Annotated in this window: 18 protein-coding genes and 2 pseudogenes; 7 read left to right on the forward strand and 13 right to left on the reverse strand. The window is 73.4% G+C overall.

Annotated elements, in window-relative coordinates:
- Nucleotides 1–8: 8 nt before the first annotated feature.
- The 4 genes from AA75_RS26115 to AA75_RS44860 all read right to left on the reverse strand — a co-directional run bounded on the left by AA75_RS26115 (nucleotide 9) and on the right by AA75_RS44860 (nucleotide 2,465).
- On the reverse strand, nucleotides 9–1,082 hold the full coding sequence (locus AA75_RS26115; protein WP_033822702.1) for a hypothetical protein: 1,074 nt from the start codon (nucleotides 1,080–1,082) through the stop codon (nucleotides 9–11).
- Nucleotides 1,055–1,399 (reverse strand): WG repeat-containing protein, encoded by a 345-nt coding sequence (locus AA75_RS26120; protein WP_051813384.1) that lies wholly within the window; start codon nucleotides 1,397–1,399, stop codon nucleotides 1,055–1,057. Before AA75_RS26120 ends, AA75_RS26115 begins: the two co-directional genes overlap by 28 nt.
- On the reverse strand, nucleotides 1,366–1,797 hold the full coding sequence (locus AA75_RS26125; RefSeq protein WP_051813386.1) for a hypothetical protein: 432 nt from the start codon (nucleotides 1,795–1,797) through the stop codon (nucleotides 1,366–1,368). The genes AA75_RS26120 and AA75_RS26125 overlap by 34 nt, the downstream gene beginning before the upstream one ends.
- A 194-nt stretch (nucleotides 1,798–1,991) precedes the next feature.
- Nucleotides 1,992–2,465: a hypothetical protein gene (locus tag AA75_RS44860; RefSeq protein WP_063794441.1), complete on the reverse strand. Its 474-nt coding sequence runs from the start codon at nucleotides 2,463–2,465 to the stop codon at nucleotides 1,992–1,994.
- A 216-nt stretch (nucleotides 2,466–2,681) separates the two neighbouring features.
- Here AA75_RS44860 and AA75_RS26135 point away from each other — a divergent pair, with 216 nt between their 5' ends.
- Nucleotides 2,682–3,377: an alpha/beta hydrolase gene (locus AA75_RS26135; protein WP_033822721.1), complete on the forward strand. Its 696-nt coding sequence runs from the start codon at nucleotides 2,682–2,684 to the stop codon at nucleotides 3,375–3,377.
- Between the two features lie 53 nt (nucleotides 3,378–3,430).
- Nucleotides 3,431–4,240, forward strand: coding sequence for a hypothetical protein (locus AA75_RS26140; protein ID WP_051813388.1), 810 nt, complete (start codon nucleotides 3,431–3,433; stop codon nucleotides 4,238–4,240).
- A gap of 50 nt (nucleotides 4,241–4,290) precedes the next feature.
- On the opposite strand, the gene AA75_RS26145 is transcribed toward AA75_RS26140, so the two are convergent.
- Nucleotides 4,291–4,695: a hypothetical protein gene (locus AA75_RS26145; RefSeq protein WP_033822703.1), complete on the reverse strand. Its 405-nt coding sequence runs from the start codon at nucleotides 4,693–4,695 to the stop codon at nucleotides 4,291–4,293.
- Nucleotides 4,696–4,876: 181 nt separating this feature from the next.
- A complete protein-coding gene (locus AA75_RS26150) occupies nucleotides 4,877–5,320 on the reverse strand; it encodes a MarR family winged helix-turn-helix transcriptional regulator (protein WP_033822704.1) in 444 nt (147 codons plus the stop codon).
- Between the two features lie 88 nt (nucleotides 5,321–5,408).
- Between AA75_RS26150 and AA75_RS26155 the strand changes: the two genes are divergently transcribed.
- Nucleotides 5,409–6,347 (forward strand): zinc-binding dehydrogenase, encoded by a 939-nt coding sequence (locus AA75_RS26155; RefSeq protein ID WP_033822705.1) that lies wholly within the window; start codon nucleotides 5,409–5,411, stop codon nucleotides 6,345–6,347.
- A gap of 109 nt (nucleotides 6,348–6,456) precedes the next feature.
- Here the strand turns inward: AA75_RS26155 and AA75_RS47940 are convergent, their stop codons facing one another.
- Nucleotides 6,457–6,669 carry a hypothetical protein gene (locus AA75_RS47940; protein ID WP_158515568.1) on the reverse strand — a complete coding sequence of 71 codons (213 nt, stop codon included), beginning with the start codon at nucleotides 6,667–6,669 and terminating at the stop codon, nucleotides 6,457–6,459.
- Nucleotides 6,670–6,975: 306 nt separating this feature from the next.
- Between AA75_RS47940 and ddaH the strand changes: the two are divergent.
- Nucleotides 6,976–7,834 (forward strand): annotated as a pseudogene (gene ddaH, locus AA75_RS26165) (dimethylargininase).
- Nucleotides 7,835–7,980: 146 nt separating this feature from the next.
- Here ddaH and AA75_RS46020 read toward each other — a convergent pair.
- The 4 genes and pseudogenes from AA75_RS46020 to AA75_RS26180 form a co-directional block, all read right to left on the reverse strand.
- Nucleotides 7,981–8,251: pseudogene (locus tag AA75_RS46020) on the reverse strand (SDR family oxidoreductase); the annotation flags it as partial.
- A gap of 199 nt (nucleotides 8,252–8,450) precedes the next feature.
- The gene (locus AA75_RS26170; RefSeq protein WP_063794442.1) at nucleotides 8,451–9,263 is read right to left on the reverse strand and encodes a SigB/SigF/SigG family RNA polymerase sigma factor; all 813 of its coding nucleotides are present in this window, start codon (nucleotides 9,261–9,263) and stop codon (nucleotides 8,451–8,453) included.
- Between the two features lie 466 nt (nucleotides 9,264–9,729).
- Entirely contained in the window at nucleotides 9,730–9,915 is a 186-nt protein-coding gene (locus AA75_RS26175) for a hypothetical protein (protein WP_033822707.1), read from the reverse strand.
- A 45-nt stretch (nucleotides 9,916–9,960) separates the two neighbouring features.
- Nucleotides 9,961–10,227 carry a DUF4235 domain-containing protein gene (locus tag AA75_RS26180; RefSeq protein ID WP_033822708.1) on the reverse strand — a complete coding sequence of 89 codons (267 nt, stop codon included), beginning with the start codon at nucleotides 10,225–10,227 and terminating at the stop codon, nucleotides 9,961–9,963.
- Between the two features lie 253 nt (nucleotides 10,228–10,480).
- Here AA75_RS26180 and AA75_RS26185 point away from each other — a divergent pair, with 253 nt between their 5' ends.
- Nucleotides 10,481–11,050 (forward strand): hypothetical protein, encoded by a 570-nt coding sequence (locus AA75_RS26185; protein ID WP_199520416.1) that lies wholly within the window; start codon nucleotides 10,481–10,483, stop codon nucleotides 11,048–11,050.
- Nucleotides 11,038–11,211 (forward strand): hypothetical protein, encoded by a 174-nt coding sequence (locus AA75_RS51020; protein ID WP_199520417.1) that lies wholly within the window; start codon nucleotides 11,038–11,040, stop codon nucleotides 11,209–11,211. The genes AA75_RS26185 and AA75_RS51020 overlap by 13 nt, the downstream gene beginning before the upstream one ends.
- Nucleotides 11,212–11,229: 18 nt before the next feature.
- Here the strand turns inward: AA75_RS51020 and AA75_RS26190 are convergent, their stop codons facing one another.
- Nucleotides 11,230–11,853: an ABATE domain-containing protein gene (locus tag AA75_RS26190; RefSeq protein WP_033822709.1), complete on the reverse strand. Its 624-nt coding sequence runs from the start codon at nucleotides 11,851–11,853 to the stop codon at nucleotides 11,230–11,232.
- A 104-nt stretch (nucleotides 11,854–11,957) separates the two neighbouring features.
- On the opposite strand from AA75_RS26190, the gene AA75_RS26195 reads away from it, so the two are divergent.
- Complete coding sequence (locus AA75_RS26195) at nucleotides 11,958–12,800, forward strand: SDR family NAD(P)-dependent oxidoreductase (protein ID WP_033822710.1); 843 nt, start codon at nucleotides 11,958–11,960, stop codon at nucleotides 12,798–12,800.
- 136 nt (nucleotides 12,801–12,936) lie between these two features.
- Here AA75_RS26195 and AA75_RS26200 read toward each other — a convergent pair.
- The coding region (locus AA75_RS26200; protein WP_033822711.1) for a PP2C family protein-serine/threonine phosphatase at nucleotides 12,937–13,275 on the reverse strand (339 nt) is incomplete at its 5' end.

Below are 13,275 nucleotides of genomic sequence, written 5' to 3' on the forward strand. Positions count from 1 at the left end.
CGACCGGGTCACGGCAGCGGGTCCTCGTCGTTCGGCGCGATGGCGGCGAGCCAGAGCTGGATCTCCACGTCCCCGTCGCCGACCAGGAAGTAGGACTGCAGGACGAGTTTCCGCTCGCCGACCTGCCAGACCGTGGACGATTCGCCGTCGCCGGTGGCCAGGTGGATCTCGACGCCGGGCAGCGGCTCGCCGAAGCGCGCAGTGAGCCGCTCGACCGCGTCGGACTCGAGCTCGCCGAACCGCTCCACCGTCCAGTCCTGGAGGAAGGAGTGGTCGTGCTGGTGCTCGGCCTCGAGGAAGGCCTCCGCGAGCACGGTCATGGCGCCGTACGAGGAGCGGTCCTCGTCCGGGTCGTCCTCGGGGTCGGCGGGCTCGTACGGGTCCTCCCGGGATCCGAAGATCAGCGAGCAGGGCTCGAAGCGGCGGGGGCCGGCGGCGAGCAGTTCGGCCGCGAGGTCGGTGAGGTCGCGGTCCGGGGCGCCCGGGTAGGTCAGGTAGGAGTGTGCCTCCCGGCAGTGCGCGGGCTCGACGCGCTCGAAGGTGCCCTCGGCCGTGGTGGTCTCCCACAGGAGGGTCCCGGACCGGTCCACCAGCCGCAGCGTGGCGCCGTCGGCGGCGGCCTCGACCCGGCAGACGTCCTGGCCGTCGCGGTCGACGTGGGCCACCCCGCCGTCGCGGGTGACGAAGGCGGCGAGGCCGTTGCCCGCGGTGAACCCGAGGATCCGGCCCGCGGCGTCGGTGAGGGGTTCGGGGTGGCGGACGGGGATGAACCGTCCGTCCGGGTGCAGGACGCCCCAGGCCCGGCCCGACGGACGGTCGGCGGCCGCGGCCCGGGCCTCCTCGGGGTCCTCGTCGTCCAGGGGTTCGAGGTAGTGGGCGACGGCCGCCCCGGCGGCGCCGAAGTCCTCGGCCCACTCGTACGCCTGCTCGATGACCTCCCTGCCGGTGGCGTCGAGGTAGCCGTGCGCGAAGCCGTTGTCGAAGCGGACCAGCCCGCACCCGAAGGTCTGCGACACCCGGTTCCGGGCCGTGATCACCACCTCGCCGCGGGCGTTCAGGAAGCCGCGGAAGCGTCTTCCCACGGAGCCGCCGAGGACGAAGGCGAGGCCGTGTGCGTCGAAGGCGCGAGCATCGGGAAGGACGGCTCGACGATCCACTCCCCCGTCCCGTCGATCAGGCCCCACAGGTCGCCGACCCGGACGGGCGCGGCGCCGTCGGGGCCGAAGGGCCGTGCACCGTCGAACCGCGGCTCTACCACCGTCCGGTCCGTGCGGTCGAGGTAGCCGCAGAGGCCGCTGTCGGCCATCCGTACGGGGGCCGGCCCGTCCGGCGTGAACGGCCCGGCCGCGGCGAACCTCGGGCGGGTCACGAAGCGGCCGGTGGCGTCGAGATGGCCCACCCCGTCCTCGGTGCGGGCGGTGGCCAGGCCGTGCCGGAACTCCCCGGCCGCCGCCAGGGTCGCCGGGATGACGGGTGTGCCGTGCCCGCGTAGCCCCAGCGGCCGTCGTCGGCCCGGAACCGGGAGAGGCCGCTGTCGTCGAAGGCTTCGGTGCGGCGCAGCGCCGGTTCGGCCAGCCAGGCGCCGTGCTGGTCGAGGTGGCCCCAGCGGCCGTGCGGGTCGGCGGCGGGGGCGACCAGCCCGCCCCGGCCGTCCGGGTGGAACGGCCCGACCGCGCTCAGGTCGGGCGCCCGTACCAGCCGCCCGTCGCCGGAGACCAGGGCGTACCGCCCGGCGGAGCCGTCCGGCCCGGGGCAGGGAACGGCGTACGGCGGTATGGCGGTGGGGCTGGTCGGCACGGGTGCGGCTCCCTCGGAGGGGGCCGGGCCGGCGCGGCGCCATTGGCCGCCCGGCCCGGGGATGATCAAGATTCGCCCATGCTAGGGGCCTCGCCGACGGCGCGTCCCGCGCAGGGGCGGACCAGAGGCCACCGCGGGTGTGCGGCGGTCCCGGGCCCGGAGCAGGCCGCGCCGGGGCCGCCGCACGGGAGTGCTCAGGCGGCCGGCGCCGCGACCGGCACCGCGGTGGGCACCCCGGTGGGAGCCGCGGTGGGCGCCGCCGAGGCCGGCCGGCTCGCTGCGGCGACCGCGTCGGGCCGGACGGTCGCTGCGGCTGCTACGGGTGACGCCGGTGCGCCCGCGGTCGCCGGGTCCGTGGGGGCGGTCGGCCGCATCATCAGCTCGGCGCTCTGCCGGGCCTGTTCGACCTGTGCGGGGACGGCCGGCGCGGCGGGCTGCGCCAGGGCCGGGTTGGCCCGGGCCCGGGCGGGGGCGGCGGTCTCCGGCCGGGAGCTCAGGACGTGGCTGGCCGCCTCATCGAGGCTGACCGCGCGCTGCAGACGGGCGGCCAGCCGGCCAGCCTCCCGCCCGAGGGAGGCGACGTCGTTCCAGCTGAGCGTGAGAACGACGTGGAGTTCGGCGTTCCCGTCCGGCAGCGCGTGGAGGGGCGATATGGGCAGATCGTTCACGGGACCATCCTGGTTCGGTGCTGTTCGGTGCGGAGCGGACGACGGACGGCCGTACGGCCGTTCCCATCGGAAGAGAGAGCCGTTTCGGTGAACCAGCCCGCCACTTTGCCCACCTTTTACCTTCCGATCCCTCGGGAGATCACCGAGCGACCTGATGGGCGGGCTGCCGGCGCAGCAGGATGGGCCGGGGGGACCGGGACGGACGTGGAGGTGGCGATGAGGGTCGTGTTCGTGCACGGGGCGTGCGTGCGGGACGGGTCGTGGTGGTGGCACCGCACCGCCGAGTTGTTGCAGCAGCGGGGCGTGGAGAGCGCGACCCCGGCGCTGCCGAGTTGTGGTGAGACGGGGGCTGCCCCCGGGGTCGGCGGCGCCGGGCTGGCCGAGGACGTGGCGGCGGTACGGGAGGTGCTGCTGGCGGGCGACGCGCCGACGGTGGTGGTCGCGCACAGCTACGGAGGTATCGTCACCGCGGAGGCAGCCGCGGGCGTCGGGTCGGTGCGCCATCTCCTGCTGATCACCAGTTACCTGCCCGAGGTCGGGCAGAGCCTGTCGGACTTCGGGGACGGCGGCCCCGCCCCGTTCCTCGACGTCGACCCCGGCGCCGGCACCTTCGGGGTCCGCCCCGAGCTGCTGGTGGACACGTTCCTCCAGGACTGCGACCCCGCTGTCCAGGTGCAGGCGGCGGACCATCTCGCCCGGCAGAGCGTACGGGTGACCGGGGAGCCGGTCGGCGCGGCCGCCTGGCAGCAGGTGCCGTCGACGTACCTCGTCTGCGCCGAGGACCGGGGCACCCCGCCCGCGCTGCAGCGCGAGTTCGCCCGCCGGGCCGGCCGCGTCGTCGAACTCGACACGGGCCACCACCCGTTCCTGTCCCGGCCCGCGGCCGTCCGGGACCTGCTGCTGAGCCTGTGACGGCGGCGAAATCCCCGGTGCGCCCGGCCGGGTGCGGCGGGTACGGTCCAGCGGTGACCCGTCGAACGCCCCCGCGCCCGCTGCCCGTCGAGGAGCTCTTTCCCGAGGTGGTCCCGTTCCGCCGGGAGACCGTGCGGCTGCACCCCCGTCGGGGCGAGCCGGCGCCCGGCGACAGTTCGCTCGGCGGGCCGCTGCTGTGGCCCGCCGGGGAACCGTGGCCGTCGTGCCCCGAGCACTCGGGGTCGCCCATGGTCGCGGTCGTCCAGATCCACCGCGGCGACGTACCGGACCTGGTGCCGTTCCCCGCCGGGTGCGACCTGCTCCAGGTGCTCTGGTGCCCGCTGTACCACGGGGACCGGTGGGTGGTGCCCGCGGTGCACTGGCGGTCGGCGGCGGCCGTCGGGCCGGTGCGGCAGGCGCCACCGGCGCCGGCGCGGGCGGGGTACGGCAACGTGCCGCGGCCGTGTGTCCTGCACCCCGAACTGGTGACGGAGTACGCGAGTTGGGACCTCCCGGAGGAACTCTGGGACGAGTTGGAGGACCGCATCGACCGGGTGCAACGGGAGACGGGCTGGGACTACCAGGACCACCTGTCCACCGCGCCCGGGTCCAAGCTGGGCGGCTGGCCGGGCTGGGGTCAGGATCCCGTGTGGCCGTGCTGCCCGGGCTGCCGGCGGCCGATGGACCACCTGCTGACGGTGGAGAGCACCGAGGAGAGCGGCCCCCGGTGGGCGTGGACCCCGGCCGAGGACCGCGACCGCGGCTTCGAGGGTGCCGACCTGAGCCTCGGTGACCTGGGCGGCGTGTACCTCTTCGAGTGCTGCAGCTGCCCGGACCGGCCGTTCGCGCACCGCTTCGACTGATCGGGGACGCGGCCGCGAGAGCCCGGCCGCGTCCCCGGGCGAGGCGTGGGTCAGCCCAGGAACGGGAAGCCCGGCATGGTCCAGCAGGCCTGCTCCTCCGGGGCCCCCGGCGGCACGGGGGCGGGGCCTCCCATCCCGGTCACGTACAGCCAGGTCAGCACCGCGGTGGCGGCGCACATGACCGGCAGCAGCACGTACCACCGGCTGTGCACCAGGTCGGACACCACCGCGCGGAGCACCACCAGCACGACGAGCATGACGACCCACACCGAACGGCTGGCCGCGGCCATGGTGGGGTCGGGTTCGTGATCCTGGGTCAGGCACCAGTGCCACGCCTCCGACACCCGGGCGCCGCCGTAGAGGGTGCCCGCCGTGGCGAGCACAAACGCCGCCAGGCCCCACATCACCGTCCGCGCGCAGCCGCCGGCCCTCGCCCGGTTCTCCGTCAACTCCATGCCGCCCCCCCCGAGATGATCGTTTCCGTGTAGCGCGACGCAGCTCCACCGTTTCCGGTTCCACCGAGGGCCGCCCGAGGGCCGCTTGCCGCGAGGAGCGGGACCGCCCCCGCAGTGGCAACCGGGCATCCGGCCCTTCCCGGACACGCCCGGGCAGAGCTGTCCGGTCAGTCCTGTGTGATCAGGCCGGGGTGTCCGCCGCCTCGTGGAGCCGGGTCAGCAGGGCCATCAGCTGCTTCTGCTCGTCCCGGGTGAGCGGCGCCAGCAGTTCGGCGTTGGCGGCTTCGGCCAGGGCTGCGCAGCGGGCGAGGACGGCAGCGCCGTCGGGGGTGACGGTGACGGCGTTCTTGCGACCGTCCGAGGGGTGCGGGGCGCGCAGGACGAGGCCCTTCGCCTGGAGGTGGTTGAGGATGCCGACCATGTCCTTGGGGTCGACGGCCAGCCGACGGCCCAGGTCGGCCTGGGTGACGGGCCCGTAGTCGGCCGTCGCCGCCAGTACCGCGTGGTGCATGAGTTTCAGCCCCTCCGCGGCGATCGCGTCGGCGACCATGCCCCGGCCGCTCGCCGCCACACGGCCGATGAGCCAGGTCGGCAGGGACTGGATGCGTTGCAGGTCGGAAGTCATGGGCTCAGCCTAGCCAAAGTCATTGGACTTCCCAACGACATTGGCCATATCGTTGGGACATCCAATGAGTTCGGATCGGGGAGGTCCTGTGCTGCGCATTCGCCATGAGGTCAACGGCGGGCCCGACGTGCTGTTCGCGGAGCGGGTCGAGCGACCCGTGGCGGGGGCCGGGGAGGTTCTGCTCCGGGTCGAGGCGGTCGGGGTGACGCTGCCCACCGTGCGCAAGGTGCGGGAGGGCAGCGGGCCGGTCCCGTTCGGCGGCGAGGTCGCGGGCGAGATCGTCGCCCTGGGTGCGGGGGTCACCGCCTTCAGCGTCGGGGACCGTGTCACCGGGCTGTGCTTCGCCGACGCGTACGCCGAGTTCGCGGTCCTGAACTCCGCCATGGCGTCCCCGGTCCCGGACGGCGCGAGTGCCGTCGAAGCGGTCGCGCTGGTCCGCAGCGGGCTGGTCGCGCGCGGCGCCTACGAGGCCGCGCGGGTGGAGCCCGGCGAGTCGGTCCTGGTCACGGCGGCGGCCAGTGCCGTGGGCACGCTCGCCCTCCAGTACGCCAAGGCCGGTGGGGCGTCCCGCGTCGTCGCCGCGGTCAGCAGCGCCGACAAGGCCGACTTCGTCCGAGGGCTGGGCGCCGACGAGGTCGTCCGCTACCAGGACGCCGACTGGGGCGCCCCGTACGACGTGATCCTCGACGGCGTCGGCGGCGATCTCCTCGGCCCCGCGGTACGGACCCTGGCGACGGGCGGCCGGCTGGTGGCCTTCAGCTCCGGCGGCGGCACGGTGGAGGCGTACGAACTCCTGGTCCGCGGCGCCTCGGTGATCGGCTTCCAGATGCGGGCCATCGCCGTCGGCAAGCCCGAACTCTACGACCGTTGGCGGCGCGAGCTCTGGCAGATGCGCGACGCGGGCACCCTGCGCACCGCCGTGCACGAGGAGATCCCCCTCGACGAAGCCGCCCGGGCCCACGCCCTGATCGAGGAGCGCCGCAACCTCGGCAAGGTCGTCCTCGTCCCGTCGAAGCCGGCCGCCTGATCGCACGCCAAGGTCACCGTCACCTGTCCGCCCGGGAGGTGCGAGGGGGCGCCGCTCGGGGCCGCGGGCGCGCTCCCGGGAACCGGGAGGTCGATGCGGGGGGAGGCGACTATCCGTCCTCGGGGTCGGCGGCCGGCGTCGACTCTTCGGGGGCCGCCAGGCCCAAGGCCTCCAGCAGCATCCGGCAGTCGTCCCGGTCCCTGGCGTACGACGCCACCAGCCGGCGCACCCGCTCGTGGACCGGCGACGCGAGCATGTCGGCCCGGTCGACGGACTCTTCCAGTGTTGCGAAATCCCAACGCGTCGATGCCACGAGGAACACCCCCAGGGTGCTGTCTGCGACGCAGCGCTGTGCACGGTCGCGTCTACCCGGGATCGGGTGGGCGAACAGCCGGATCCTGCCCGCGCCACTGCCGACCGCCGCCCGACCCGGCCGGCAGAGCGTCACGAGGGACGCGACCGGCTGGGCCGCAGTGCATCGAGGCAAGCCACGCGGGTGGACGCCCGATCCAGCGGGCCCTCCGGCGCAAGGCGCGGCGATGAACGACGCGCCGCAGCCCCGTGCGGTCGACCGGAGTCGAATGCCTGCCGGACGAGCGTCCGACCTGTGACAGGTGGGAGGGCCACCATGAGTGAGCCGGCCCGTACGAGGACGAGGTCGGCGCAGGCGCGCCGCTACCTGATGTGTCCTCCCGCGTACTTCGCGGTGGACTACGCGATCAACCCGTGGATGGATCCCGACGCGCCCGTCGACCGCGACAGGGCAGTCCGCCAGTGGGGTGCCCTGCGGTCGGCGGTCGAGGGGCTGGGGCACGTCGTCGAGTTGATCGGTCCCGTGCCGGGGCTGCCCGACATGGTGTTCGCCGCCGATGGAGCGACGGTGATCGACGGGCGTGTCCTCGTCTCGTCGTTCCGCCACGGCGAGCGTTCCGGCGAATCGACGGCGTTCGACAAGTGGTTCCGCGCCCGCGGGCACGACACGGTCGCCGCCGCGGAGTACGTCAACGAGGGCGAGGGCGACCACCTTCAGGCCGGCCGTACCGTGCAGCGGGCAACGGTTTCCGGACCGAGCGGGCCGCCGATGCGGAGACCGCGCGCTGGTTCGGCGGACCGGTGACCGGCGTCGGCTCGTCGACCCGCGCTTCTACCACCTCGACACGGCGCTCGCCGTGCTGGACGGGCGAACGGTGGTGTTCTGGCCCGGCGCGTTCACCGCCACCGGCCGACGACGGGTGGCCGAGCTCTTCCCCGAGGTGCTGGCCGTGGAAGAGGATGACGCCGAACGCTTCGGCCTCAACGGCCTCAACGTGATCAGCGACGGGCGGCACGTGGTGCTGCCCGCGGCCGCGCAACGCACCGCCCTGCTGCTGGCCGCGCACGGCTTCGAGCCCGTGCCGGTGACGGACGAACTCGCGAAGGGCGGCGGAGGACCGAAGTGCCGCGTCCTGGAACTGGGCGACGCAACACCCCTCTCCGCGGCGGCCTGACCACGAGGTGCTCCGGAGGCGCAGGACGGTCGCCGCCGCGGCGTCCTCCCGGTCCCACAGGTACGCACATCCGAGCGGATCGTGCCCGGCGCCGGGGCCGGGCCCCGCAGCGGGAAGGGCGACGCCACGGCGGCACTGACGGGTGCTCAGGGCAGCGGTGTGCCGCCGGTGGCGTTCATGATCCCGGCGGTGAGGTGGCTCGCTTCCCGGGAGCCGAGGAAGACGTAGGCGGATGCCATCTCTGCGGGCTGGGCGGGCCGTCCGAGCGGTGACTGCGTGCCGAACCCGGCGACCTTGTCCGGGGCCATGGTGGCAGGGATGAGGGGCGTCCGGACCGGCCCTGGGGCAACGGCGTTGACCCGGCTGCCGTCCGGGGCGAGTTGCTGGGGCGAGCCCCTGGGTGAAGGTGATGATGGCGCGAACAGGCAGAACCGTCGGATTTCCTGGCGAATGCGGCGACATACGCCTGCGCGCCGTCGGCGAGCAGTGGGCGGCTTTCGGGCCCGCGGCGAAGGGCCACCGCATCGACGGCGCAGCCGGTCGGGGTGTCCGTCGAGCCGTCTCGTACCCGGCAGGGAGCTGTCCGCCCAGGGTTCGGCGGACCATCGGCCGTGGCCTAGCGGACCGCGGTGCGGTCGTCGTTCGCCCACCCCGGTGCGTCCAGGTCCTCCAGCCGTTCCCGGAGCCGGGCGAGGGTGGCGGACAGGATCCGGGAGACCTGCATCTGGGAGACCCCGATCTCCGTGGCGATCTCGGACTGGGTGCGGTGGCCCCAGAACCGGAGTGCCAGTACCCGCTGTTCGCGCCGGGACAGCTCTTCGAGCAGCGGTCGCACGGCAGTGCGGAATTCGGCGAGTTCGAGGTTCGGGTCGCAGGCGCCGAGGCGGTCGAGCAGGGCGCCGCCCGATTCGTCGTCGTCCTGGTCTCGTGGCGAGTCGAGCGAGTCGGGCCGGTAGATCCGGCTTGCGATCCGGCCCTCGGCGACCTGGTCCGTCGTCAGGTTCAGCCGGGCGGCGAGTTCTTCGGGCCGGGGCCGGCGGCCGAGCTCCTGCTCCAGCCGGTCGGAGCCGCGGGCCACCAACAGGTAGAGCTCCTGCATGCTGCGCGGTACGCGGACGGGCCAGGAGGTGTCGCGGAAGAACCGCTTGATCTCCCCGGCGATGGTGGGGAGGGCGTACGTGACGAACTCGACGCCGCGTTCGGGGTCGTAGCCGTCGATCGCCTTGATGAGCCCGATGGTGCCGACCTGGACGAGGTCGTCCATGTCCTCGGAGCGGTGCCGGAACCGAGAGGCGGCGAAGCGGACCAGCGGCATGTTCAGTTCGATGATGGTGGAGCGGACGTAGCTGTGGGCGTGGGTCTCCGGGGCCAGCGCGGCCAGGCGGGCGAAGAGCGCATCGCTGAGCCGGCGTGCCTCGGCCTTGCCCATGGCTCGGAGCTCTTCCTGGCTCGGGCACTCAGGGACATCGGCCGGGACCGTATGTGGCGGCGCGTTGCGTGCGCGCGGCTCGACGGGCGGAGCGGTGGGAGGGCGGATGTCGACGACGGTCGCGGGCACGGGGATCTCCTGGGCGTCCGGCACGAATGCCCTCGGCCTACGCACCGCGATGTGCGGTCCCTACGCATGCCGCAGGCCTGGCCCGGAGTCACGCCCGGCTTCCTCGAGCCGTCTGGGCGGCGGTTTCGGGCACCTGCATCGGTGCGGGAGTCGGCCTGTGCAGATCGCGGACCACTCCATGTGATTTCATCCGATAACAGACAATCTACACCAAATGAACAATCCCTCGGACGGCCGCACTCCGGCGGCGTCGGCGTCGCACCATGGGCGTGCCACTCACGGCCCCCGCCAGGCCCGACCCCGGTCGGGTCGACCCGCCACGGAGAGTTCGGCCGCCCTACCGTCGGTCGGCCGCTGAGCCCGGCGGCTGCTCGGCGGTGTCCCGTTCGGGGTCGGTACGGCGGGCGTCGTCAGCCTGCCTCGCCCGGTCGATGTGTTCGGTGTTCTTCTCGTCGACCTCGTCCTTCAGGTGTGACAGGTCGGCGGACCTGCGGTGGGCGCGCTCGCGGTCGTACTCGTTCACGGGGCTGCCTTCCTACGGCTTCCCAAGAGGGGACCGGTTTCGGGATCAGTCGGGCCAGGTGCCGGTCAGGCGACGGGCGCCGACCGCACCGCCGCGGTCCACCGCTGCCTTGACGAGGGCGAACACCGCTCCTTGCAGGGCGGCGGCGGTCAGCACCTCCCGCCAGGTCCGGTTCCGGTCGGTGGCCTGCGGTGCGTCGTCCTCGTGCCCGAGGAGCGCCCACAGGCGCTTGAAGACGCCTCGCGCGACCACCCCGCCGAGGACGCCGAACAACAGCCCGAGCGGCTTGTAGAGGATCTTGCCCATGGCCATCACGCACTTCCGGTTCCGGGGGGACCGCCACACCACGGCGGCTGATGTGCGCCTGTCCCGAATGCGCACGGCCAATCGCATCCACCGGCCGCGCGGCCCGCGGGCGAGTCGTCCGCCCGGCATGAGAACGCGTGCGAGGGGCAGACGCCGGTCAGGCACGGTCACCGGGTGCGGGGCCACTCCGGCTACCGCCGCTCACCGTCGCACCGCACCGGCGACATGCGAACAAGGGACGAACGAGGGACGAACGATCATGGCTACCGGACACGCCGGTGACGAGTCCCGGCGGCGGCACCCGCGGCACCCCCGGCACGAGCGACGTGGCGAGGCCAGGCTCCCGGCGGTGGTGGCCACGCTGGTCGCCGTACTGCTGTACCTCGCCCTGCCCGAACAACTGCTGGTCGCGCCGCGCTTCGTCCTGCCCTCGCTGGAGGTGCTCCTGCTCGTCCCGCTGATCGCCGTCAACCCCCGCCGCCTGACCCGCCAGACCCGTGTCTCGCGCCTGCTGTCACTGGCGGTCGTCGCCGTGATCGGCGTCGCCAACCTCACCGCGCTCGGTCTGCTGATCCACGCCTTGGTCTCCACCGGCGTCCAGGACGGCCGGTCGTTGCTGATCGCCGCACTGCAGGTGTGGGCGACCAACATCATCGTCTTCGGGCTCGCCTACTGGGAACTGGCCCGCGGCGGCCCGGTCCGGCGCACCCAGGCCCCGCGGGGCGAACTACCGCTCGCGGACTTCCGGTTCTCCCAGGATGAGAACGACGACGCGGTCGAGGAGTCTCCGACGGCGCCAGCATCTCCTCGGACTGGGTGCCCGCGCTGATGGACTACCTCTACGTCTCGGTGACCAACTCCACCGCGTTCAGCCCGACCGACACCATGCCGCTGTCGACCCGCGCCAAGGTACTGATGAGCGTCGAGAGCATCGCCGCGCTGCTGACCTCGCTCCTGGTCATCGCGCGCGCCGTCAGCGTCCTCCACTGAGGCGATGGCCGCTCGTCCTCATACCTGGTCCGGCGCCTGACTCCCTCGGCGCTGCCGCTGGCGGTAGTTGCGCATGGACACCTGGGAGCCGCAGCCGGGACTGCAGTACAGCCCTCCCCCGTTGCGGGTGCGGTCGAAGAAACCGAAGTGGCACGGGGGGTTCCGGCACGCCTTGATGCGCCCCCAGTCGCCGCCTCGGGCGAAGGTCGCCAGCGCAGCCAGGACGGTTCCGAACACCCGCTCCACCCCCGCCTGCGGTGACGCCAGCTCGACACCACCGGCCGTGACCACCGTCGCCAGCGGGTAGAGCGAACCCGCGCGCCGCAGATGCCGCTCGGCACGCTGCAGCGGCTCACCCAGGCTCTCCTCGTCGCCCGAGTGCGCGAGCAGCACCGTCACCAGGGCATCGCGCAGCTCGCGCGCGGCCGCGGCATCGGCGTCGGTCGCCACGGTTTCGCCGCCGACCTCGTCGTACTCGGCCAGCCACGCCGCGAACGAGTCCCCGTCCCCGAACAGCTCCCGCCGGCCGGCCCCGTCCGCGCGCGTGTTCACGAACGCGAGCACGGCCTCCACCGCCGGCGTGACGGCGCGCGGGCCGAGTTGGGGAGATCCGGCCGCCGCACTGCTGATGCCCTGGCTCATGTTCTCACCCTACCCCAGCAGGAAGAGGCGCTAATCCGGCTAACAGGCAACCTGGAACGCCATCCAGCTTGACTCGTTGCGACCTAACTCCTTACGGTCGCAACATGACATCCACTCAGCAGACCCACCCCCGTACCTGGCTGATCACCGGCGCGACGTCCGGCATCGGCCGCGAACTGATGCTCCAGGCGCTCGAGAGCGGCGACGCCGTCTCGGCGCTCGCCCGCAACACCGCGTCCCTGAACGAACTGACCGAAGTGCACGGCGAGCGGCTGCTCCTCATCCAGGCGGACGTGAGTGACGAGTCGGCCGTCCGGGAAGCGGTGGAGCGCACGGTCGCACGGTTCGGCCGGATCGACGTGGTGGCCAACAACGCCGGCTACGGCCTGTTCGGAGCTGTCGAGGAGGCCTCCGACGCGCAGGCTCGCGCCGTGTTCGACACCAACGTCTTCGGAGTGCTCAACGTGCTCCGCGCGACGTTGCCGGTGCTCCGCGCCCAGCGATCCGGGCACATCCTCCAGGGCTCGTCCATCTACGGACAGTCCGCCCATCCCGGCGTCGGCCTGCTGGCCGCGACCAAGTACGCGGTCGAGGGGCTGTCGGACGCGCTGGTGGCCGAGGTCGCCCCGCTCGGCATCAAGGTCACGAACATCCAGCCCGGGCTGACCGCGACCCCCTTCCTTGCCAACCTCGATGTCGCGACCGGCCTGGCCGACTACGACGGGACCGTCCGCGAGGTCCAGAAGGGCATCGCGGAGCTGCCGGCCTCCGCGTTCTCTCCGGCGGCGCGGATCGCCGAAGGCATCCGGACCGCGGTCGACAGCCCCAATCCCCCGCTGCGCCTGGCCCTCGGCACCTCCGGCGCCACGGGCATGCGCGCCGCCCTGGAGGCCCGCATCGCCGACCTGGACAGCTGGCAGCACGTGACCGACGCCGTCGACAGCTGACCGCACGTCCCGTCGGGGGCCGCGGCACCGGTGGCCGCGGCCCCCTCGGCGGCAACGCCGTCGGTTCCCCGGCAGCGCCTGCGCCATGTGAGGTCCGGCGCGCGGCACGGGATCGTCGCGATCCGGCCGGTCCGTTTCAGGGGCGCGGGCCGTACCAGTCCAGGCACAGCACGGTGGCGTCGTCCTTCGGGGGCCGTCCCCGGTAGGCGTCGTCGACCGCGCCCACCAGGGTGCGTACGACCTCGCGCGGGTGCTCGGCGGCGGTCCCGCGCAGGAGGGCGGGCAGGTCGACCGCTTCGGCGTCGCGTTCCTGCATGCCGTCGGTGTGCAGCAGCAGACGGTCCCCGGGGCGCAGGTCGAGGTTCTGGACGGTGTAGGGGCCTTGCTGTTCGACGCCGAAGGGCAGGTTGACGGTCAGGTGGATTTCGTCGACCACGCCGTCGCGCAGGCGTAGCGGCCAGGGGTGGCCGGCGTT

This window comes from Kitasatospora sp. MBT63 (genome assembly GCF_000710465.2).
Classification (GTDB): domain Bacteria; phylum Actinomycetota; class Actinomycetes; order Streptomycetales; family Streptomycetaceae; genus Kitasatospora.